The organism is Flavobacterium sp. H122, from assembly GCF_004959765.1.
Classification (GTDB): domain Bacteria; phylum Bacteroidota; class Bacteroidia; order Flavobacteriales; family Flavobacteriaceae; genus Flavobacterium.
This window is the reverse complement of the sequence record NZ_SJZD01000012.1, coordinates 60,652-80,907: the sequence shown is the minus strand read 5'-3', so window position 1 is coordinate 80,907 and position 20,256 is coordinate 60,652. Positions and strand designations below refer to the sequence as shown.

The window sequence follows — 20,256 nt, the reverse complement described above, 5'->3', positions numbered from 1 at the left end:
GCATACAACAGGCGTTTGGCAAGATTGCGAATTTTGTAGTAAATACACGTTTCCATTTCGCAAGAAATTTTATCTTTGATAGAAAATAAACAGTTCCGAAGTTCGCAACCTCGCCAAGCGCCGGAACGTTACAAGCAATTATGTCAAAACCTTATGCTTAAAATAGAATTTGAAGAACCGAATATTGAAACTTGTGAATGTTGCGGTAAAGAAACCGTAAAATTGACAAGATTTGTATATCAAGATGACTACGCTTTTGCAATTTATTACATAAAGTTCACCAAAGCTCACGAAGAGAAAATCGCAACTGGAATAATCAGTATAGGAGATTGGGGAACTGACGAAGAACCTAAAAATAGATATTCTTTCCCATTTAAAATGTGGACAAAAGAAAATAATTATCAAATTGGGTTGATTGACAGAGAAGATTCACCTTGGAAACATGAAATACTTGGAAAAATATTGGACAGAAGCGAAGCGTTGAAACATCCTTGGATAAAAGACGTATTCCATATTACTGACCATATTGGAGTTGAAGATAAAGAAGTGGTTGATTATTTTTCGTAACAATAACTGCTTGTAACAGTGGTTTGGCGCAATAGCTAATTTACTCCTACTTCATAATTATCTTTACGAAAATGTTTATCTTTAACCGAAAATAAAACGTTCGCAGGCATCGCTACTGCAAGCCAAGCCACGGGACGTTATAAGATATTTCATGAGCTACACAGAACATTACGAAAATATCTTGACAAGATTTCAAGATTTAGATTTACTCAAAGAGTCTGAATTTGATACGTTCAAAAATTCTGAATTCGCAGAAGAAATAATAAAAACATGTATTCAACTTTGCGAAAATGCGTCAGGAAAGCTAAAAATCCCTTTACATTTCGCAGTAATTTATAATCATACATTTAATGCTACAGCCAAAATTAAAAATGACTCAGCAACAATCATATTTAATTTAGGTCTTATTGATAAACTAGAATCCATTATTTCGGATTCAATGAATCTCTTCATGGCTGAAAACATTGCAAGTATGACTATTCAGAATGAAGAAAAAAACATTCTGGAAAGAATATTAATAAAATGTTGTATTTCATATCTTTTTCACCACGAATTAGCGCATATAATCCAGTTACTCAATATTAATTCCGACAAAGAATTCAACTTACAAGAAAAGTACTCCAATACGGAAAACTTCGAAGTAAGAAATCATATATACGAACTTGACGCTGATCATTTTGGTTCAGCTATGAGTGCATATAATTTATTAGATGAGATAATGAACTCTAGTAATCAATTTGAGACCGTTAAGTTGTTTAACGCTTTAACTTCATTACTGTTTACGACTTCAAATATTATTATTGAATTTTCAGGAAATAATTTTCAAAACATTTACTATAAGGAAAATAGCCATCCTCATCCTTTAATTAGGATAATTGAATGTAGTGAGCAAGTATTATCCTTCATTTCTTCAAATCTTAATATTCCTAAGCAATTCTTTGAAGCAACTTTACAACGAACAGTAACTATGATATCTCAAATTATTTATAGCGATGGTCGCAAAATAGATTATTCAAAACTGTACTCAGAGAATTCTAAAGAAATGTCAAACTACATAGATGAAATCGATAAATTAAATGAAAATTACGCGGAATTGACGAGGCATAAATCGCAACAAATATTTAATGTTTTAACTAAATAAAAGAAACATCTTATAACAGCGGTTTTAAGAAATTGGGGTTTTAGGCAAAATTTAAAGGTAATTTTATATATTTGGCTTTAGTCTTAACGGAATGGTTTGGGAATAAAAATCCCCAACTTCTTAAAGCCGGCGGGACGTTACCAGCAATTTAATCAGAATATGAACAAATCGGAAGACTACATTTGGTACGCAAGTTACGGTTCTAATCTTCTTGAAGAACGTTTTCATTGTTATATTGAAGGCGGAAAACCAAAAGGTTCAACAAAACAATATAAAGGATGTAAAAATAAAACTTTGCCAATCGATAGTGAAGAAACTTATATTACAAGCGAATTATATTTTGCTAAAGAATCTGAAACTTGGAATGGCGGTGGAGTATGTTTTATAAGTAATGATTTTAAACCTAAATCAGAAACTTTAGCGAGAATGTATTTGATAACAAAAGAACAATTTGTTGATGTTGTTAAGCAAGAAATTGGGAAAGAGGATTTTGAAATTGATTTTGAAAAAGCAATTTCTGACGGTTCTAACATTTTTAGAAAAAATTCCTGGTACAATAAAATTCATTATTTAGGTTTACAAAATAATTTTCCAATCTTTACCTTCACTCACGATAGTGATTATGAAGAAGAAAACAAACCTGACATAAATTATCTAAAAATAATTGTTAGGGGAATTAAAGAAACTTTTCAAAATTTAAATGAAGTTGAGATTGCTGAATATCTTATTTCAAAAAGAGGAATCTATGGAAATTTCAGCAATGAAGCGTTGTTAGAGATAATTTCGAATGAATAAGTAAACTGCTGGTAACAGCCGTTTGGCGAGATTGGAGTTTTAGGCTGAATTTAAAGATGGTTTTGTACTTGGAAAATTTGTGTTTAACCGAAAAATCTCGCATCTTTAATCCCCAACCTCGCCAAGCGGTGGGACGTTAACTGCCATTTTACCAAACTAATCGCTTTAATGAAAATACTAACTGAGAAACAAATTCTAATATTATACTTGATAGCATCCGAACCAGGGATTAAAGGAATTTATACATTGGTTAAAATTTTTGACAGAGCTGATTTTCCTGCAAATATGACAGAGAACTTAAACCCTTTACTTAAAGAAAACTTGATAAGCATCTCTGAAAAATTTGATAATGGAACCGCTAAAGAATATAAAATCACACAAGAAGGAGAAAATTTCCTAAAGCTTAACTTTGATGCTTTAAAAACTATAAACTATATTAAAACGATGGATGAGCCAAAGTTGATTTTAGAAATAACACAAGCATACATTAATAAACAAAAAGGAAGTTAACTAACATTTTGCCCAAACAGAAAATCCGAATTAAAAAGAAAATATGCCATTTACTTTTTCACATCCAGCGATAATTTTACCACTAAATTATTTACCAAAAAAATGGATTTCACTAACTGGTTTGATAATTGGAAGTTTGACACCAGATTTTGAATATTTCTTAAGAATGAAGATTGAAAGCAATTATAGTCATACAATCTCAGGAATCTTTTGGTTTGATTTGCCCTTGGGAATTTTACTCACTTTTATTTTTCATAATTTAGTAAAAAACGAATTATACAAAAATTCACCTAAAATATTAAGCGAAAGACTTTTGAACATAAAAGAACTGAATTGGAATAAACACTTTGTCGAGAATTGGAAAATCATAATAATCTCGATTTTAATAGGAACTGCTTCGCACATATTTTGGGACGGATTTACGCATAACGGAGGTTTCTTTGTGAAAAATATTCCTGAATTATCAAAAACGATAGAAATTAATGGAACTCCAATTAAAATACTTAAAATTTTACAGCATTTGAGCACATTAATTGGAGCAATAATTATTGCTGTTGCTATTTGGAAACTTCCAAAAATTGCGGATTTTGAAAACAAAATAAATTTGAAATATTGGATAATCGTTGCACTAATTACTCTTTCATTTTTTACGCTAAAAATAATCAGTGGAGAGAATTCGAGATTAATTGGAAATGTAATTGTAAGCCTTATTTCTTCAGGAATGATTGGAATAATAATTACTCCAATCATTTTGAATAAAAAAAACGGCAGTTAACAGCGGTTTTATGAAATTGGGGTTTCAGGGCTAAATTTAAAGGTATTTTTATATATTTGACTCAGTCTTGAAGGAATGGTTTGGAAACAAATTTCCCCAACTTCATAAAGCCGGCGGGACGTTGTGTGACATTTTGTGTAAAGATTATAAAGAAGATAAACAATGACTGAAATAGAAATAGTTTCATACGCGCTTCAGCAATTTGCGAACTTGACAGCAGATGATTTTAATACTTCACGTCCCTATTGGAAACACAAAGAATATAAAAAAGGCGAATTCTATAATCAACATAAATCCGTTTGTAGGTATTTGGGTTTTATCATTGAGGGAACTTTTCGTTCTTATGTCGTGGACGAAAAAAGTGGGATAGAGAAAAATGTTTTTCTTTATTCAAAAAATCAATTTGTGGTCACTTTCAAGAGTTTTATCAATCAAATCCCTTGTGACTATCATACACAAGCAATGACAGATTCTTCTGTGGTCTATATCTGTATTGATGACTTACTTCTTCTTTATAAGCAATCTCATAAATGGGAAACTTTCGGCAGACTATTGGCACAGGAAGCCTTTAATGTAACTATTGAAAGAATAGAAAGTTTTATTTTTAAAACAAACGAAGAACGTTATTTGGATTTAATAAAATACCATCCTGATATTTTTAATAATATTCCACTTTATCATATATCTTCTTATTTAGGAATCCAAGGACCGTCATTGAGCCGTATCAGAAAAAGGATCACAGAGAAATAAGCGATTTTAACTTAAGTTAAAAATTTTGTCTGTTTAATGTGTGAATTTTGTGTAATCATTAAATCAATAAAAAAATGATTATGCGAAAATTTTTTAACAGCTTAATGTTGCTTCTCGCAACTCATTTTTCTTTTTCACAAACTCTTAAAAACGATGCAACAATGACAAAATCTAAAACAATTGTATTTATCCACGGTTTATTTGTAAACCCATCAAGCTGGAACGAATGGAAAACCTATTTTGAAGCAAAAGGTTATACCTGTTACGCTCCTGCTTATCCATATCACGAAGGTAAGCCCGCCGATTTGAGAAATAATATAAATCCAAAGTTGGCTCAAGTTGATTTTGAAAATGTAATGATGCATTTATCTAAGTTCATAGATTCACTTCCCGAAAAACCAATTGTCATTGGACATTCTTTAGGAGGATTAGCTGTGCAAAAATTAGTAGAAATGGATAAGGCAGTAGCAGGAATTTCAATAAATGGAGGAACGCCTAAAAATGTTTTACCTACTCTGCGTACAGTACGCTCAATGTTTTCTGTAATTAATCCGTTTAAAGGAAAATCTGTTTTTATAACTAACAAAAAATGGTTTCACAATGCTTTCTGCTCTTCACTTACACGTCAAGAATCAGATATTGTATTCGATGAAATTGCTGTGCCAGAAAGCAGACAAATTCCAAGAGCAACCCTAAATAAAGCATTTGCCAAAATCAATTTTAAAAAACCACATAATCCATTGCTTTTTATCGGTGGAGAAATAGACAGAATAATTCCTGCAAGATTAACAAAAAGAAATGCGTCATCCTATAAAGATAAAAACAGTATAGCTGACTTTAAAGAGTTCAAAGGTAGAAGTCACTATATATGTGGTCAAAAAGGTTGGCAAGAAGTAGCGGAATATGTATGTAATTGGTTAGTGAAAATTTGACCATAAAAAACGTCACACAACAGCGGTTTGGCGCAATAGCTAATTTATATTTACTTCATAATTTTCTTTACGAAAATGTTTATCTTTAACCGGAAGTAAATCGTTTGCTGGCATCGCTACTGCAAGCCAAGCCGCCGGACGTTAGCTACAATCATCCGAAAAGTCCTAAAAATCAACACTACGTAAATTATGAAAATTAAATCCATATTAATAAATAATTGGAGGTCGATAAATTCTCTTGAGGCAAGTTTCGAAGATATTTCAGTAATAATTGGACAAAATAATCACGGAAAATCTAATATTATTTCTGCATTACTTTTCTTTTTTGGTAAGATTAAACCTGAAATAAAAGACTTTTTTAATCCAAACGAAATTTCTTTTGTAGAAATAAAGTTTTATGATTTAGATGATAGCGACAAAATAACTTTTAGAAAATATTTGGATAATGAAGAAAATATTAAGGTCAGAAAAGTTATAGGAACAGATATAAAATTCAGCTATCACGGATATTTACAACAATTAGAAGAAGAATGGCTTAATGTAAATAATTCATCCAATTATACAAGCAGAGAAGTAGTTTTAGAAACTCCATTAAACAATTACATTCCTCAAAATGGAAGACTTACAAAAGCTATAATTGAAGAAGCTCAAGCTAGATATATTGAAGAAAATAGAGCAAACCTAAATTATACTTATTCATTAGAGGAGAATAACTTTCTTGGCTTAAAAACTGTAGCCCAAAGTATTTTTGGAGATATATTTTTTATTCCAGCAATCAAAAATGCAAATGATGAATTAAATCCAAACAAATCCAATTTGTTTGCCGAATTATATGGCAAAATACTCAATCGACTTGCCGAAACAAATCCAATTTACATAGAAGCTAAAAGACAGATAAATCAACTTGCAAGCATCTTAAACAGAACGACAATAGATGGTAATATTAACAATGAAAGGCCTGTTGAACTAAATGATTTTGAAGAAAATATTAGTCTAGAATTGTTGTCTTGAAATACTTCTATTGAAGTAGAAATATCAACACCAAATATCGATGATGTTTTCAAAGTTGGCACACAAATTTGGGTTAATGATGGAATAAAAACTGATGTTGCAAGAAAAGGAAATGGTTTACAAAGAGCTTTAATCTTTGCTTTAATAAAAGCATATTCAAATATCGTAAGAAATGATAGAGAAAATGTAAATGAAGAGCAAGCAAGACAAGTATCAAATTCGTCTTATTTCATAATTGAAGAACCTGAACTATTCCTTCATCCACAAGCTCAAAGAGATTTGCATGAAACATTGAAAACTCTTTCTCAAACAAATAACAACCAAGTTATTTTAACAACACACTCTAGTTCTTTTATAGATTTAGAAAATTATAAATCAATAATTATTGCTCAAAAAAGAACAATTGAAGAAGGTACAAAAATCAAACAATGCAGTGAAAATTTATTTTTAGAATTGGATGATAGAAAAAAAATAAACTTAATTTATTGGATTAATCCAGAAAGAAGCGAACTATTCTTTGCAAAAAAAATTATTTTAGTTGAAGGACAAACAGACAAAACTATAATTCCATTTTTAGCAAAAAAATTAAATGTTTTCAAAAATGAATATACAATAATTGATTGTGGTTCAAAAGATAACATGCCATTATACATTAAACTTTTGAATGGATTTAAATTAAATTATATTGTTGTTTATGATAGAGACCATCAAGCCAACAAAGATGCAAACGGAATTAATAGTGCTAACATTTCAACTGCTGGAATAGAAAATGTTTTAGATGCGAGATATGGAACATCAATCGTCCTAATTAATGATATTGAAGAAGAAATTGGAATAATTGAAAGAAATAATAAAAACAAACCTTTTATTGCTTTAAGTCTTGTTTCTGAATTAAATTACGAAATTCCTAATCAAATACAGAATAAAATCAACACAATTTATGGATAAATGACTGTAGCTAACAGCGGTTTCGTGTAATTGCTAGATTTATGCAAACCGGACGATTATATTTCCCAAGAAACATTATCTTAGCGGAAAGAACTCAGTCCCAAAGTTAGCAACTACACGAAGCCACGGGACGTTAACTGCAACCAATCCACCAACTGTAAACTAAAAATGAAACTAAAACTTTATATCCTTATCACAATTAGTTTTCTTATTTTCTCTTGTAAAAAAACTGAAACTGTTGAAAAAAACAAAACTGTTGAAAATAATCTCATCCACAAAAAACAACTTGTTTCAGAAAAAGAAATTTATGAAGTAATAAATGTTGTCTTAGGTTCTTTAAAACATGATGAATTGATAAAAACAAATTACGTAACCGAAGATGTTTTAATGAAGTTTAATTTTAAAGAAAAAGATTATAAGTTAGATACTCTTTTCAGTAAAAAAGATATTCAGTTTATTAGAAAACAACTAATTGAAGTGGACAACTTCAGATTAAACCAAAACTTGTTGATAAGCAAAGTTGTTATCCCAAGAGACACTTTATCGAAATTTCAAAATAACAAAAGTAGAAAACATAGTTTTTGGGATAATTATACAAAGAAATATGGCAATAAAGGTTTTTATACAATGGGATTACCACTATTTTCATTAGACAAAAAAACTGTAATCATAACTTCAGGCTTTCATTGTGGTGGACTTTGTGGTGTTGGAACTACTGAAATTTATAAAAAAGTAAATGGAAAATGGACATCAATATCAACTTTGGAGAGCTGGGTTAGTTAAAAATATTTTGGCAGCAGTTAACAGCGGTTTGGCAAGATTTGGGTTTTGAGCTTAATTTAAAGTTGGTTTTGTATTTGGAAGATTTGGCAAATCCGAAGAATGGGCTTAATTTAGTCCCAAACTGCGTGTAGCGCGGGAACGTTACCAGAAATTATAAAAAAATGAAAAACAGAATTAAACTAATTATAATATTTTATTTAGCATTATACCAAAATATATATTCTCAAGTCATTGATGTTATAGACTCTACTCCTATATCAAAAGAAGATAGAAAGTTTCTAGAAATTAAAGAACAAGGGATAAATATAGAATATACTGCTGGCAACTATCTTTTATCTAAAAAATCAAATAAGTATGGTGTTTTAAATAAAAAATACTCCACTATTATACCTTTTGAATATGATGCAATTATATCTTTGTTTAAAACTAAAGATAGTTTAATGATTGTTGCAAAAGACAACAAATATTTCACCATCAATAAACATAACAAAATAATTAGTAAAACATATGATTATATGTTTGGTCCTTATCAGGATAATTTATTTATGGTTAGACTTAATGGAAAATATACATTTATAGATTCAAAGGGTAAAGAGTTTAAAAATTGGTATGAAAAAGAATTATTCTTCGAGGGTAATTATTGTGTTGTATCTATCAATAATAAATTTGGTATAATTGATAAAAAAGAGAACTTAATTATTCCAATTATTTATGAGGATATAAAAAAAGAAGTATTAGATAATCAAATTATCGTTAAAAACGGAAAATTTGGGATTGTAAACTTACAAAACCAAATAATCATACCGTTTGAATATGATGATATAAATTTTTCAAATATTGAAGGAAGTTTTCTTAAAGAGTATAGAGTAACAATAAATGACAAGATTGGCATCATAAATAAAGAAAACAAATTTATTGTTAATCCCATTTATGACAAAATTTATCAGTTAAACGAAGGCTATAGGAAAGCTCAAAAAGGAAATTACCTCGGTTTATTAGATAAAAATGGTAATGAAGTTATCCCTTTTGAGTATAATGGATTGTATAAATTTGAAAATAAAGAACGATTGAAGGTTTCTAAAGACAAACTATGGGGAATTATAGATCTTAAAAATAATTTGATATTATCTCTACAATATCAAGAAATATCAAAATTTTCATATCAAGAAAACAATAAATATTCTAAAAGTAATCTTATCTATAAAGTAAGCATAGATGGTAAGAAGAATATGATAGTCGATGAAAGCAACAACATAATAATTAAAGAATAACTTCTGCTAACAGCGGTTTTATGAAATTGGGGTTTCAGTGTATAATGGAACGAGCTTTTTGTATATTTGGCTTCAGTTCTAATGGAATGGTTCGGGAATAAATTTCCCCAACTTCATAAAGCCGGCGGGACGTTAGCTGTCAGCTTAGACGAACTAAATCGAAACAAATTCAAATTAGAAAATGGACATAAAATTAGAAACAAAACGATTAATCTTAAGAGAAGTTTTATCAACCGATGTTGATAAACTTTATGAATTAGATAGTAATCCAAATGTTCAAAAATATGTTGGAAATATACCCGTAAAAGACAAAACAGAAGTTGAAAAACTAATTCAAAACCTTCAACAACAATATGCTGAAAACGGAATAGCTCGTTGGGCAGTTATTGATAAAGAAACTGATGAATTAATTGGTTGGTCGGGAATAAAATTAATAAAAGAACCTATGAATAATCACAACAATTTTTATGAGTTGGGTTATCGATTTATAGAAAAATATTGGGGAAAAGGATTTGCTACCGAAACAACAATTCCGTTAGTGGATTACGCATTTGAAAATCTAAAAGCTGAAAATATTTATGCAATTTGTGATGTTGAAAATATAGGTTCTAAAAATGTTTTGGAAAAAACTGGCTTAAAATTAATCGAAACATTTAATCACAGAAACAAAGAACACAATTGGTTTAAAATGACAAAATCTGAATGGAAAAATAAAAAGCCGAACAGCTAACAGCGGTTTTATGAAATTGGGGTTTGAGTGTTTAATGGAACGAGCTTTTTGTATATTTGGCTTCAGTTCTAATGGAATGGTTTGGGAACAAAAATCCCCAAATTCTTAAAGCCGGCGGGACGTTGTACGTAACTCTGCCAAAAAAAACCTTAAAAATATATTGCATAAAATACCAAGACTTGGTATCTTTGATAAAAAAAGATTATGGCACGAAATACTTCAATATTATTAGGTGACTATTTTGAGAATTTTATCAATGAGCAAATTGCATCTGGAAAATATAATTCTGTAAGCGAGGTTGTAAGAACGGCTTTGAGAGTTTTTGAACAAGAAGAAAACAAAACAAAATCTTTAGTCAATGAACTTAAAATAGGCGAAAAAAGCGCTAAGATTAAAAACTTTGACCGTAACAAAAATCTTGAACAACTTAAAGCAAACTTTGGGAAATAATGTCAGAATATATAATTAGTGAGAAAGCTCTTGATGACATTAACAAAATTTGGATTTACACAGCGGAAAATTGGTCAATTGAACAAGCTGACCGTTATTATGATTTAATTTTTGATGAAATTGAATATATAGTTGATCATTTTGAAATGGCTCGTGACTTTGGAAATATTAGAAAAAACTATAGATGTTCAAAAGTAAAATCTCACTTAGTATTTTTCAAAAAAACAAAATCTAATGAAATAGAAGTAATTAGAGTTTTACACGAAAAAATGGATATTGAAAACCAATTAAGTATCTGATAAATAATAAGAGCTACGCACAACAGTGGTTTTGCGAAATTTGGGCTTTAAGGCTTAATTTAAAGTTGGTTTTATCTTTGTAAACTTTATCTTAAAATCATACATTTGGGCAAACTAACCCCCAAAACTTCGCAAAGCCACGGGACGTTAGCAACAATTTTAGAAATTCGACATGAAAAAAACTATTTTTTTATTATTAGTTACAATGAATTTAAGTATCGTAAACGCTCAAGAAAAATTCAAGGTTTATTATACTGGTGAAAGCAAAACAAATACTTATAATTTTGATAAATATATTTTCACACACAATTTTTTTGCAGATGCATTTTATCGAACTGATTTATACAAGCAACTTAGTTCTTTAGAAATGGCAGAAATAATTAAAACTGTTCGCCAAAGAATTTCTCCTGAAAATGCAATTAAATTTGATTTCCCACAGAAAACGTGACTAAATGCTGAACTAATATTTACAATTGAAGAAAAAACTAAAGACGGTCCAATAATAATTCTCTCAACTAACTTTAATCAAGATAGCCGAAAATATACTAAAGAAGATGAAAATCATTTGGTAAGATGGTATTTTATAAAAAACAATTTAGTGATTTACAGAAAAAATCTATTCAACAAAGAAGATGAAGACAAGTTTATCAAAGAAAAAGAGAAAGGAGACCTAGTTGAACTTTATCTTTTTGACGAAATCACAAATAATAATTCAAAAGTTGAAGCATTAATTAATGAAATATTTACTGATAAAAATTCAACTGATATTCAAAAACTATATGCATACTTGTATCAACAAGAATATTACCTTTCAATTAGCAAATTGGATTTAGCTGAAAAAATAAATTTAGATTTGAATGAGTTTTATAATAAGAAGGAAGGAAAAAGTATTGATAAGAGTTACTTAATAATTAAAAACATGGCAAACTCAGAATTTGAAATAATGAAACTCCTAAAATAAAAACTGTTGCTAACAAAGAACTGTGCTTAAAAACAAATAAAAAATTGATTTTTTTAGCTCGTTATTTGCAGTTTACTTCTGTGATTTTCATTGTATAATACTCCCGATTTAGCAATTGCAAATGCCTGTTTTAAAAGTTTGTTGCACACTGCAATTAATACCAGTTTCTTACTCTTGCCTTGATTCACTAAACGTTCATACAATTCCCTGCAGCCTTTATTACATTTACAAGCGGTAAAACTACACATAAACAGTAAATTCCTTAAGCGTCCATTTCCCATCTTACTAATTCTATTCTTCCCCTTTACACTACTGCCTGACTGTCGTATCATGGGGGTCAGTCCTGTAAACGAACACAACTGCGAGCTGTTTTCAAAACGTCTAAAACCATCACTCAAGACAACCAGCAACATTGCTGTTTTACGGCCCACTCCGGGAATACTCTCCAACTGGGTCAGCATTTGCTGATGCTCCTGCTTTACCAATACCAGCAACTCCTGCTCAATCAAAACCATTTCCTTCTGCAAATGCATCAGGTTCTTCTTCAAGGATTTCAAAACCAGATTTGAGGGATTTCCTAAAGTCTGCTGATCTTCCAGTTTGTTTTTTAAGGCAGTAGATTGTTTGGTATAAGTCTCTAATAAGCCTATTAACTGAAGGCTTTCCAACTGGTTCTTTGAATAGCCTTCCCACAAGCTTAACAAACGTTGCTGACCATACAGACAAATCATTGCCGCATCTGATTTATCGGTCTTGATCCTACTTAAATGCATTTGGATAAAGCGTTTGACCGATAAGGGATTCTCTACTGAAACGGCAATACCCTTCTCTACTAAAAAGCAAGCTAAGGAATAATGGTAATAGCCAGTGGCTTCCATAACACAATGCGAATTTTCATCCAACAATTTTAAAAACTTTAAAAAGCTTTTAAAATTGTTAGAGAATTGATAATAATTACCCTGAGAATCCACAACATCAAAGGTCTCTTTACTAATGTCGATTCCGAAAATTTTCTTATTTTTATCCATAACAAAAATGATTTGTGAAAGGACATTCTACTTGCTTTTCATCACCTTAAAAACGAGATCCTATCTCAAAAAACTGTACGAAATAAAAGTAGAAAAGAGAGGGGATTATCACTGTTGACGGAATCTATAGTTCCTGCGGTTATCTATAACCTTACTCCTCTCTTTTGTTCTTTCCTTTTTTATGTAAACTTAAGGTGGTTTGCTGCAATGGCTTCTTTGGGCTACTTTGAAAAATCCTGCGGATTTTCAAAATCGAATTTCATTTTATGAATAAATTAAATCCAATCAAAAAGAGAAATATGATTTTTCAAACGAATTTGCCGATTTAATAAATACCGGAAAGTATTTAATGAGAAAAAATCGATTTGAAGATGCAATCAAAATTTTTCAGTTAAGTAGAACAATTGATTCAAAAACACTACTGCAATTTCAAGTGCCTATTCATTTATTGGAGAATGTTGCTACAAAATGAAAAAAGCAGATTTGGAGATTATTAACTTAAAAAAAGCATTGGAATTTGACGCCAAAAATAAAAATGCAGAAGAAATGTTGAAACGAATTGAAAATAGGTAAAACACCAAACGACTTACAGCAATAATTGCATAACAACTATTTTTTCTAAAAAACATAAAAAAGGCCTCTTTAAAATCTATTTAACAGAGGCTTACTTTTGGTTATAATCAAAAAAAATCTATAAAAAACAAGTCTTCACTGTCCGCAGGGATAGAAGTTTCCTTATTTTTTAAAAAAACATAAAATTTATACAGAACACTAATAACCAAGCCATTAAAAGCATAGTTACCGGTAACATACTAGATTTTATTTGAAGCAGAACTTAATTAATTAGCCACTTCGCTGATAAATTTGATGCGCATTAGACGCAGTTCTTCAGTATCGAACTCACCATCAAATTCATCAAGAGCATCCTGAATTTTGTCCGATTCTGATTCCATGAAATAATCCTGAATCTCTTCCTGCTGATCTTCGTCAAGAATATCATCCACCCAATAACTAATATTCAATTTTGTACCTGAATATACAATTTGCTCCATTTCTTTCAGCAAAGTATCCATGTCCAGACCTTTTGCTTTAGCTATATCATCCAAAGGTAGTTTACGGTCAATATTCTGTATTATATATAATTTTAATGCCGAATTTGCTCCTGTGGATTTTACCACTAAATCATCCGGACGAACAATATCGTTATCTTCTACATATCTTGCGATTAAATCCACAAAATCCTTGCCGTATTTTTTGGCCTTCCCTTCTCCTACTCCCTGAATATTGCTCATTTCTGTAATAGAAGCAGGATATTTCAAAGCCATATCTTCCAATGAAAATTCCTGAAATACCACATAAGGTGGCACTCCTTCTTTTTTGGCAACCTTTTTACGCAAATCCACCAACATGGCCATCAAAGCTTCATCTGCAGTACCTGACGATTTACCCGAAGTCACAACACTATCATCCTCATTATCATCATATTCATGATCTTCTGTCATCATGAACGAATGAGGATTTTTAATAAATTCCAGACCCTTTTCGGTAAGTTTCAAAACGCCGTAAGTTTCAATGTCTTTTCGAATCAACCCTTCCACCATTATCTGACGGACTAAAGCCATCCAATACTTCTCATCATGCTCTTTTCCACGACCAAAAAACTTTTGCGCATCTGTACGATGCGCTTTGATGGTTGCGTTTACCTTACCAATTAAGGTAAGAATTATTTCTTTGGATTTATATAGTTCTTTTGTATCTCTTATAACATCTAAAAGTACAACAACATTGTCTTTGGCTTCAATTTTCTTTTTAGGATTACGGACATTATCGTCCATATCACCGCCTTCACCTGTCTCATTATCAAATTCCTCACCAAAATAATGCAGTAGGAATTTACGACGGGAGATAGAAGTTTCTGCATAAGAAACCACCTCTTGTAATAATGCAAAACCTACCTCCTGCTCTGCAACTGGTTTTCCGGCCATAAATTTTTCAAGTTTTTCTACATCTTTATACGAATAATAAGCCAGACAATGCCCCTCACCTCCGTCACGTCCTGCTCTACCAGTTTCCTGATAATAACTTTCCAGCGATTTAGGAATATCATGATGAATCACAAACCGCACATCCGGCTTGTCAATACCCATACCAAATGCTATGGTTGCCACTACCACATCAACATCCTCCATAAGAAACATATCCTGATGTTTGGCTCTTGTTTTAGCATCCAATCCTGCATGATAAGGTACAGCCGAAATACCGTTTACCTGTAAAACCTGAGCAATTTCTTCCACTTTTTTACGGGAAAGACAATAAATAACCCCAGACTTTCCTTTATGCTGTTTTATAAAACGGATAATGTCGGCTTCAACATTTTTAGTTTTTGTGCGTACTTCGTAAAATAAATTTGGACGGTTAAATGATGCCTTAAATGTATTGGCATCCGGCATATCCAGATTTTTAAGAATATCCTCCTGCACTTTTGGAGTTGCCGTTGCGGTTAACCCAATAATAGGCAATTCACCTATAGAGCTGATAATATTTCTTAAATTTCTGTACTCAGGTCTGAAATCATGACCCCATTCAGAAATACAGTGGGCTTCATCAATTGCAACAAAAGAAATATTTTGGGCTTTAAGAAACTCAACATATTCGTCTTTTGTTAATGATTCGGGAGCAACATATAATAATTTTGTCAATCCTGAAGCTATATCTTTTTTTACCTGATTTATTTCTGTCTTTGTAAGTGAAGAATTTAAAACATGGGCGATTCCCATTTCAGATCCCAGACTCCTTAATGCATCAACCTGATTTTTCATTAAGGCGATTAACGGCGACACCACAATAGCAACACCTTCCTGAATTAATGCCGGTAATTGATAACACAGTGATTTACCTCCGCCTGTAGGCATAATCACAAAAGTGTTTTTTCCTGAAACAATACTTCGGACTACCTGTTCCTGAAGTCCTTTAAATTGGTCGAAGCCAAAATATTTTTTTAGTTCTTTATGTAAATCGATTGGGTCTGAACTCATTCTTCAACTATTTTCTAAAAAGTTATTAAATGATAAAATCAAACAACATTTACTCCTCCCTTTTTGTAAGATAAAAGAAAAATGTGTCTGTTATTTTTATTTTTGAGAAATTTTACACGAAATTAATAAAATTTCGGGCAAATAAAAAAACTTTACTAAAGGGTATTTTCATAAATTTGCACACATAAAGATACAAATTTCTTTGAGACACACAAATTTAAAACTATTCTTGTTTTGATTACAAAAGAAAACATTTTAGCCTCTGCTAAAAAAACCATATTGGAAGAGAGTGAAACCATAGCGCAACTGGTTAATTATTTGAATGAAGATTTTGCCTCAGCTGTTGGGCTGATCCACAACAGCAAAGGCCGGCTTATAGTGACCGGAATAGGCAAAAGTGCCATTATTGCACAAAAAATGGTAGCCACATTCAATTCAACAGGAACTCCTTCAATGTTTTTACATGCCTCAGAAGCCATACATGGTGATTTAGGAATGGTTCAGGATGGCGATGTAATTATTTGTATTTCAAAAAGCGGAAATAGCCCTGAGATTAAAGTTTTAGCGCCATTATTGAAGCGTTTTGGAAACACTCTAATTGGTATGACTGCTAATCTTACTTCTTTTTTAGCTAAAGAGTCACATTTGGTTCTCAATGCGCATGCAGAAAAAGAAGCTTGTCCAAATAACTTAGCCCCAACAAACAGCACCACAGCACAATTGGTTTTAGGTGATGCCCTTGCAGTTTGCTTAATGGAAATGCAGAATTTCAAAAGTGAGGATTTTGCCAAATACCACCCAGGAGGTGCTTTAGGTAAAAAATTATTGTTACGTGTTGGTGACATGCTGGACAGAACCCACAAGCCAATGGTTACACCTACTACATCCATCAAAGATGTCATTGTTGAAATATCAGAAAAACGTTTAGGGGTAACTGCTGTAATTGATGGGAATAAATTAGTCGGTATTATCACTGATGGTGATATTCGCCGTATGCTCAACAAAACGGAAACTATTTCCGGTTTAGTTGCTAAAGATATCATGACAGTTAATCCGAAAACCATTCAATTAAACTCAATGGTAATTGATGCTTTCAACATTATGGAAGATTTTTCGATTACTCAAATGGTAGTAGAGGAAAACAACAAATATGCTGGAATTATTCATATTCACGATATATTAAAAGAAGGAATTATATAAATGGCAAAAAAAACCTTATCAGAAATGTCATTTTTAGACCATCTTGAGGAGTTAAGATGGTTGTTGGTCAGAAGTACAATAGCAGTAGTTATATTAGCCATTGCTATATTTTTTGTGGCCGATTTTATTTTTGACCAAATAGTTTTTGGTCCAACCCGGGTTGATTTTGTCACCTATCGTTTTTTTTGTGATGCGTCACATTATTTAGGTTTTGCCGATACAATTTGTATCGAAGAATTACCTTTCACTATCCAAAACACAAGTATGGAAGGTCAGGTAAACGTATTTGTATGGATGTGTATCACTGCTGGATTTATCCTGGGTTTCCCCTACATACTTTACGAAATATGGCGTTTTATAAGTCCTGCTTTGTATGAACACGAACGCAAGTATGCTAAAGTTTTTATATTTTCAGCATCAGTATTATTTTTCACGGGAGTTTTATTCGGTTATTTTGTAATCGTACCCATGTCAGTAAACTTCCTTGCCTCATTTTCGATAAGTGATGTTGTTAAAAACGACATCGATTTAGGCTCATACATCAGTATGGTAAAAACATCCGTTTTAGCAGGCGGTATCTTTTTTGAAATGCCTGTCATCATTTATTTACTTACTAAAATAGGCTTGGTTTCACCTACATTTTTACAAAATACTAGAAAGTATGCTGTTATAATAGTACTTATTATTTCAGCTATAGTTACTCCCCCTGATGTAGTAAGCCAAATTACTGTGGCAGTCCCCATGTTATTGATATATGAAATCAGTATTTTGATTTCGAAAATCGTTTATAAAAACCAATTAAAAGAACAAAATGGCTGATTTAGTTAAAGATTTCAACGATTACCGTTCTAAAATGAACGAAAAAATATTATCTGATGATAACAAAGTTATCAAACGAATATATAACTTAGACACCAACACTTATGCCGAAGGTGCTTTAGATACTAAAACTAAAGAATTAATGGGCTTGGTAGCATCGGCAGTATTGCGCTGTGATGACTGCATTAAATACCACTTGGAAACTTGCTATAAGTTAGGTATAAATAAAGCCGAAATGATGGAAGCAATGAGTGTTGCAACTTTAGTTGGCGGTACAATCGTTATTCCGCATTTAAGAAGAGCTTACGAATTCTGGGAAGCACTTGAAGACTCGAGTCTGTAAGACGAACAGAACGTAAGTTAAACTAAATAATTGTTAATAGGGTTATACGTTGATTTGTTTATTTGTTACTTTGCGAATAATCAAATGACAATAACCGAATAAACAAAAAACAATGATATTAAGAGCAGATAATCTAGTTAAAACCTATAAAAGAAGATCAGTTGTAAAAGGAATTTCGGTTGAAGTAAATCAAGGTGAGATCGTGGGACTATTAGGACCTAACGGTGCCGGAAAAACAACATCTTTCTACATGATTGTAGGATTAGTAAAACCTAACTCGGGTAATATTTACCTTGACGATATGAATATTACTGATTTCCCTATGTACAAACGTGCACAAAACGGGATAGGTTATCTTGCTCAGGAAGCTTCTGTATTCCGAAAAATGAGTATTGAAGACAATATCATGAGCGTACTGCAATTGACTGATTTAACCAAAGAACAGCAGGAAGAAAAAATGGAAGCTTTAATTGATGAGTTTTCGTTAAATCATATACGTACCAATCGAGGTGACTTATTATCCGGTGGTGAGCGTCGCCGTACCGAAATTGCACGATGCTTAGCAACCGACCCAAAATTCATTCTTTTAGACGAACCTTTTGCAGGAGTTGACCCCGTTGCGGTTGAAGACATCCAGCGCATTGTTGCGAAGTTGAAAAACAAAAATATTGGCATCTTAATCACAGACCATAACGTACAGGAAACACTTGCCATTACAGATAAAACCTACTTAATGTTTGAAGGTGGAATCCTTAAAGCCGGAGTCCCTGAAGAATTGGTTGAAGACGAAATGGTACGCCGTGTGTATTTAGGTCAAAACTTCGAATTAAGAAGAAAAAAGATTGAGTTTTAATCGGAAAGAAAACCGCAAAGTACGCTAAGAAAATCACAAAGAACACAAAATAAAGTCAAAAAAGGAGTTTTACATTGCGGACTTAGCTTTAAATCTTTGCGCTCTTTGCGGTTAAAAAATTATTCTTCAAAATCAATGTTCGCTGGTTTTTCAGGTATTTTTCTTCTCACAGTAGTCTCTGTAATATCACCAAGAATTTCAAAGGATATTCTATCAAAATATACTTCTCCAGTACCATTTAATAAAATCCCAAAATTCAAAGTACTGCTTTCTTTGGGAACATTTAAAATGATTTCGCATTTCATCCAATCAGTATCTCCTTTAATAGGACGATCATGCATATTATCAAAACTAAGGTATTTTCCTCCATATTTAGAATCGACACGCAGCCACATGCCACTCCAGTTTTCAACATTTTCAGTCTTTACATAGCCTGTCATTTTAATTTGCTTGCCTAAATAATTTTTAGCATCACAGGTTTGCATAATGGTTCCAAAACCTTTAATTTTTCTCTTTATAGATTTAATGTAGGCACATTTTTTACCAGTTTTGCTTTCCGAACTATTAAGACCAATTTCATAACTTTTAGCTTTACTTCCCGTTTTAAACCAGCCGTTAATATTTTGCGCCTGACTCTCGTTTCTTGTAAGTAACACTGTCGCAAACAATAGGATAATTGATAAAAATGATAACTTTTTCATTGTGTTTTTCTTTAAATTAAACAAGTCTTTTATCCAATATACAGATGAGGACGTCTTCCCATTTACAATTGGAGCATTTGAATTGTAGAAATCATAGTCCAAAACAGAAAAAATAGTTTTAATGGTAAAACTGCGAGGAGTAACTTCAGCTAATTCAATGCGCTGAATAGTTCTCAAACTGACATTACATAATTCTGCCAATTCATTTTGGGTAAGCCCCTTCAAAAGTCTTAACTCTGAAATTTTCTTTCCTAACTCTGGTTGATTCATAATTCAAATTTGTAATGCAAGGATAATGGCTTCTCAAAAAAACACCAAAATTTATGTTTGAATTAGATATGACATTCTTACGAC

General features: G+C 31.6%; 22 protein-coding genes and 1 pseudogene. 20 read left to right on the top strand and 3 right to left on the bottom strand.

Annotated elements, in window-relative coordinates; all coding sequences use genetic code 11:
- Window positions 1–153 precede the first annotated feature (153 nt).
- The 16 genes and pseudogenes from EZM65_RS14760 (at window position 154) to EZM65_RS14690 (ending at window position 11,923) form a co-directional block, all read left to right on the top strand.
- Window positions 154–567: a hypothetical protein gene (locus EZM65_RS14760; RefSeq protein WP_136669325.1), complete on the top strand. Its 414-nt coding sequence runs from the start codon at window positions 154–156 to the stop codon at window positions 565–567.
- A gap of 151 nt (window positions 568–718) precedes the next feature.
- Entirely contained in the window at window positions 719–1,708 is a 990-nt protein-coding gene (locus EZM65_RS14755; RefSeq protein ID WP_136669324.1) for a hypothetical protein, read from the top strand.
- A 96-nt stretch (window positions 1,709–1,804) separates the two neighbouring features.
- Complete coding sequence (locus EZM65_RS14750; RefSeq protein ID WP_211196228.1) at window positions 1,805–2,503, top strand: hypothetical protein; 699 nt, start codon at window positions 1,805–1,807, stop codon at window positions 2,501–2,503.
- 168 nt (window positions 2,504–2,671) lie between these two features.
- Window positions 2,672–3,013, top strand: a complete 342-nt coding sequence (locus tag EZM65_RS14745; protein ID WP_136669323.1) for a hypothetical protein — start codon at window positions 2,672–2,674, stop codon at window positions 3,011–3,013.
- A 43-nt stretch (window positions 3,014–3,056) separates the two neighbouring features.
- Window positions 3,057–3,788, top strand: a complete 732-nt coding sequence (locus tag EZM65_RS14740; protein ID WP_136669322.1) for a DUF4184 family protein — start codon at window positions 3,057–3,059, stop codon at window positions 3,786–3,788.
- 162 nt (window positions 3,789–3,950) lie between these two features.
- Window positions 3,951–4,538: a Crp/Fnr family transcriptional regulator gene (locus EZM65_RS14735; protein ID WP_136669321.1), complete on the top strand. Its 588-nt coding sequence runs from the start codon at window positions 3,951–3,953 to the stop codon at window positions 4,536–4,538.
- An 80-nt stretch (window positions 4,539–4,618) separates the two neighbouring features.
- Entirely contained in the window at window positions 4,619–5,470 is an 852-nt protein-coding gene (locus EZM65_RS14730; RefSeq protein ID WP_248574884.1) for a carboxylesterase, read from the top strand.
- Between the two features lie 189 nt (window positions 5,471–5,659).
- A pseudogene (locus EZM65_RS15770) lies at window positions 5,660–6,829 on the top strand (AAA family ATPase); the annotation flags it as partial.
- A gap of 105 nt (window positions 6,830–6,934) precedes the next feature.
- The gene (locus EZM65_RS15890) at window positions 6,935–7,429 is read left to right on the top strand and encodes an ATP-dependent endonuclease (RefSeq protein ID WP_371683019.1); all 495 of its coding nucleotides are present in this window, start codon (window positions 6,935–6,937) and stop codon (window positions 7,427–7,429) included.
- A gap of 168 nt (window positions 7,430–7,597) precedes the next feature.
- Complete coding sequence (locus EZM65_RS14720) at window positions 7,598–8,212, top strand: hypothetical protein (protein WP_136669320.1); 615 nt, start codon at window positions 7,598–7,600, stop codon at window positions 8,210–8,212.
- A 161-nt stretch (window positions 8,213–8,373) separates the two neighbouring features.
- Window positions 8,374–9,483, top strand: a complete 1,110-nt coding sequence (locus tag EZM65_RS14715) for a WG repeat-containing protein (RefSeq protein ID WP_136669319.1) — start codon at window positions 8,374–8,376, stop codon at window positions 9,481–9,483.
- A 181-nt stretch (window positions 9,484–9,664) separates the two neighbouring features.
- A complete protein-coding gene (locus tag EZM65_RS14710) occupies window positions 9,665–10,213 on the top strand; it encodes a GNAT family N-acetyltransferase (RefSeq protein WP_136669318.1) in 549 nt (182 codons plus the stop codon).
- A gap of 204 nt (window positions 10,214–10,417) precedes the next feature.
- Window positions 10,418–10,663: a type II toxin-antitoxin system ParD family antitoxin gene (locus EZM65_RS14705; protein WP_136669317.1), complete on the top strand. Its 246-nt coding sequence runs from the start codon at window positions 10,418–10,420 to the stop codon at window positions 10,661–10,663.
- Window positions 10,663–10,962, top strand: a complete 300-nt coding sequence (locus tag EZM65_RS14700) for a type II toxin-antitoxin system RelE/ParE family toxin (RefSeq protein ID WP_136669316.1) — start codon at window positions 10,663–10,665, stop codon at window positions 10,960–10,962. Before EZM65_RS14705 ends, EZM65_RS14700 begins: the two co-directional genes overlap by 1 nt.
- A gap of 172 nt (window positions 10,963–11,134) precedes the next feature.
- Window positions 11,135–11,410, top strand: a complete 276-nt coding sequence (locus EZM65_RS14695) for a hypothetical protein (RefSeq protein ID WP_136669315.1) — start codon at window positions 11,135–11,137, stop codon at window positions 11,408–11,410.
- Between the two features lie 150 nt (window positions 11,411–11,560).
- Window positions 11,561–11,923 carry a hypothetical protein gene (locus tag EZM65_RS14690; protein ID WP_136669314.1) on the top strand — a complete coding sequence of 121 codons (363 nt, stop codon included), beginning with the start codon at window positions 11,561–11,563 and terminating at the stop codon, window positions 11,921–11,923.
- Window positions 11,924–11,976: 53 nt separating this feature from the next.
- Here the strand turns inward: EZM65_RS14690 and EZM65_RS14685 are convergent, their stop codons facing one another.
- Window positions 11,977–12,951 carry an IS110 family transposase gene (locus EZM65_RS14685; RefSeq protein WP_136669313.1) on the bottom strand — a complete coding sequence of 325 codons (975 nt, stop codon included), beginning with the start codon at window positions 12,949–12,951 and terminating at the stop codon, window positions 11,977–11,979.
- A gap of 839 nt (window positions 12,952–13,790) precedes the next feature.
- The gene (recQ, locus tag EZM65_RS14680) at window positions 13,791–15,986 is read right to left on the bottom strand and encodes a DNA helicase RecQ (protein WP_136669312.1); all 2,196 of its coding nucleotides are present in this window, start codon (window positions 15,984–15,986) and stop codon (window positions 13,791–13,793) included.
- A 234-nt stretch (window positions 15,987–16,220) separates the two neighbouring features.
- Between recQ and EZM65_RS14675 the strand changes: the two genes are divergently transcribed.
- From EZM65_RS14675 to lptB, 4 genes are all read left to right on the top strand, one after another.
- A complete protein-coding gene (locus tag EZM65_RS14675; RefSeq protein WP_136669311.1) occupies window positions 16,221–17,186 on the top strand; it encodes an SIS domain-containing protein in 966 nt (321 codons plus the stop codon).
- Window positions 17,187–18,005 carry a twin-arginine translocase subunit TatC gene (gene tatC, locus EZM65_RS14670; RefSeq protein ID WP_136669310.1) on the top strand — a complete coding sequence of 273 codons (819 nt, stop codon included), beginning with the start codon at window positions 17,187–17,189 and terminating at the stop codon, window positions 18,003–18,005.
- Entirely contained in the window at window positions 17,998–18,348 is a 351-nt protein-coding gene (locus EZM65_RS14665) for a carboxymuconolactone decarboxylase family protein (RefSeq protein WP_136669309.1), read from the top strand. Before tatC ends, EZM65_RS14665 begins: the two co-directional genes overlap by 8 nt.
- Window positions 18,349–18,460: 112 nt before the next feature.
- The gene (gene lptB, locus EZM65_RS14660; RefSeq protein ID WP_136669308.1) at window positions 18,461–19,201 is read left to right on the top strand and encodes an LPS export ABC transporter ATP-binding protein; all 741 of its coding nucleotides are present in this window, start codon (window positions 18,461–18,463) and stop codon (window positions 19,199–19,201) included.
- A 119-nt stretch (window positions 19,202–19,320) separates the two neighbouring features.
- On the opposite strand, the gene EZM65_RS14655 is transcribed toward lptB, so the two are convergent.
- Window positions 19,321–20,172: a helix-turn-helix domain-containing protein gene (locus EZM65_RS14655; protein WP_136669307.1), complete on the bottom strand. Its 852-nt coding sequence runs from the start codon at window positions 20,170–20,172 to the stop codon at window positions 19,321–19,323.
- Window positions 20,173–20,256: the final 84 nt, after the last annotated feature.

Coding starts and splice junctions, on each gene's coding strand:
- EZM65_RS14760 (WP_136669325.1), top strand. CDS start 154: ATGCTTAAAATAGAATTTGAAGAACCGAATATTGAAACTTGTGAATGT.
- EZM65_RS14755 (WP_136669324.1), top strand. CDS start 719: ATGAGCTACACAGAACATTACGAAAATATCTTGACAAGATTTCAAGAT.
- EZM65_RS14745 (WP_136669323.1), top strand. CDS start 2,672: ATGAAAATACTAACTGAGAAACAAATTCTAATATTATACTTGATAGCA.
- EZM65_RS14740 (WP_136669322.1), top strand. CDS start 3,057: ATGCCATTTACTTTTTCACATCCAGCGATAATTTTACCACTAAATTAT.
- EZM65_RS14735 (WP_136669321.1), top strand. CDS start 3,951: ATGACTGAAATAGAAATAGTTTCATACGCGCTTCAGCAATTTGCGAAC.
- EZM65_RS14730 (WP_248574884.1), top strand. CDS start 4,619: ATGCGAAAATTTTTTAACAGCTTAATGTTGCTTCTCGCAACTCATTTT.
- EZM65_RS14720 (WP_136669320.1), top strand. CDS start 7,598: ATGAAACTAAAACTTTATATCCTTATCACAATTAGTTTTCTTATTTTC.
- EZM65_RS14715 (WP_136669319.1), top strand. CDS start 8,374: ATGAAAAACAGAATTAAACTAATTATAATATTTTATTTAGCATTATAC.
- EZM65_RS14710 (WP_136669318.1), top strand. CDS start 9,665: ATGGACATAAAATTAGAAACAAAACGATTAATCTTAAGAGAAGTTTTA.
- EZM65_RS14705 (WP_136669317.1), top strand. CDS start 10,418: ATGGCACGAAATACTTCAATATTATTAGGTGACTATTTTGAGAATTTT.
- EZM65_RS14700 (WP_136669316.1), top strand. CDS start 10,663: ATGTCAGAATATATAATTAGTGAGAAAGCTCTTGATGACATTAACAAA.
- EZM65_RS14695 (WP_136669315.1), top strand. CDS start 11,135: ATGAAAAAAACTATTTTTTTATTATTAGTTACAATGAATTTAAGTATC.
- EZM65_RS14685 (WP_136669313.1), bottom strand. CDS start 12,951: ATGGATAAAAATAAGAAAATTTTCGGAATCGACATTAGTAAAGAGACC.
- recQ (WP_136669312.1), bottom strand. CDS start 15,986: ATGAGTTCAGACCCAATCGATTTACATAAAGAACTAAAAAAATATTTT.
- tatC (WP_136669310.1), top strand. CDS start 17,187: ATGGCAAAAAAAACCTTATCAGAAATGTCATTTTTAGACCATCTTGAG.
- EZM65_RS14665 (WP_136669309.1), top strand. CDS start 17,998: ATGGCTGATTTAGTTAAAGATTTCAACGATTACCGTTCTAAAATGAAC.
- lptB (WP_136669308.1), top strand. CDS start 18,461: ATGATATTAAGAGCAGATAATCTAGTTAAAACCTATAAAAGAAGATCA.
- EZM65_RS14655 (WP_136669307.1), bottom strand. CDS start 20,172: ATGAATCAACCAGAGTTAGGAAAGAAAATTTCAGAGTTAAGACTTTTG.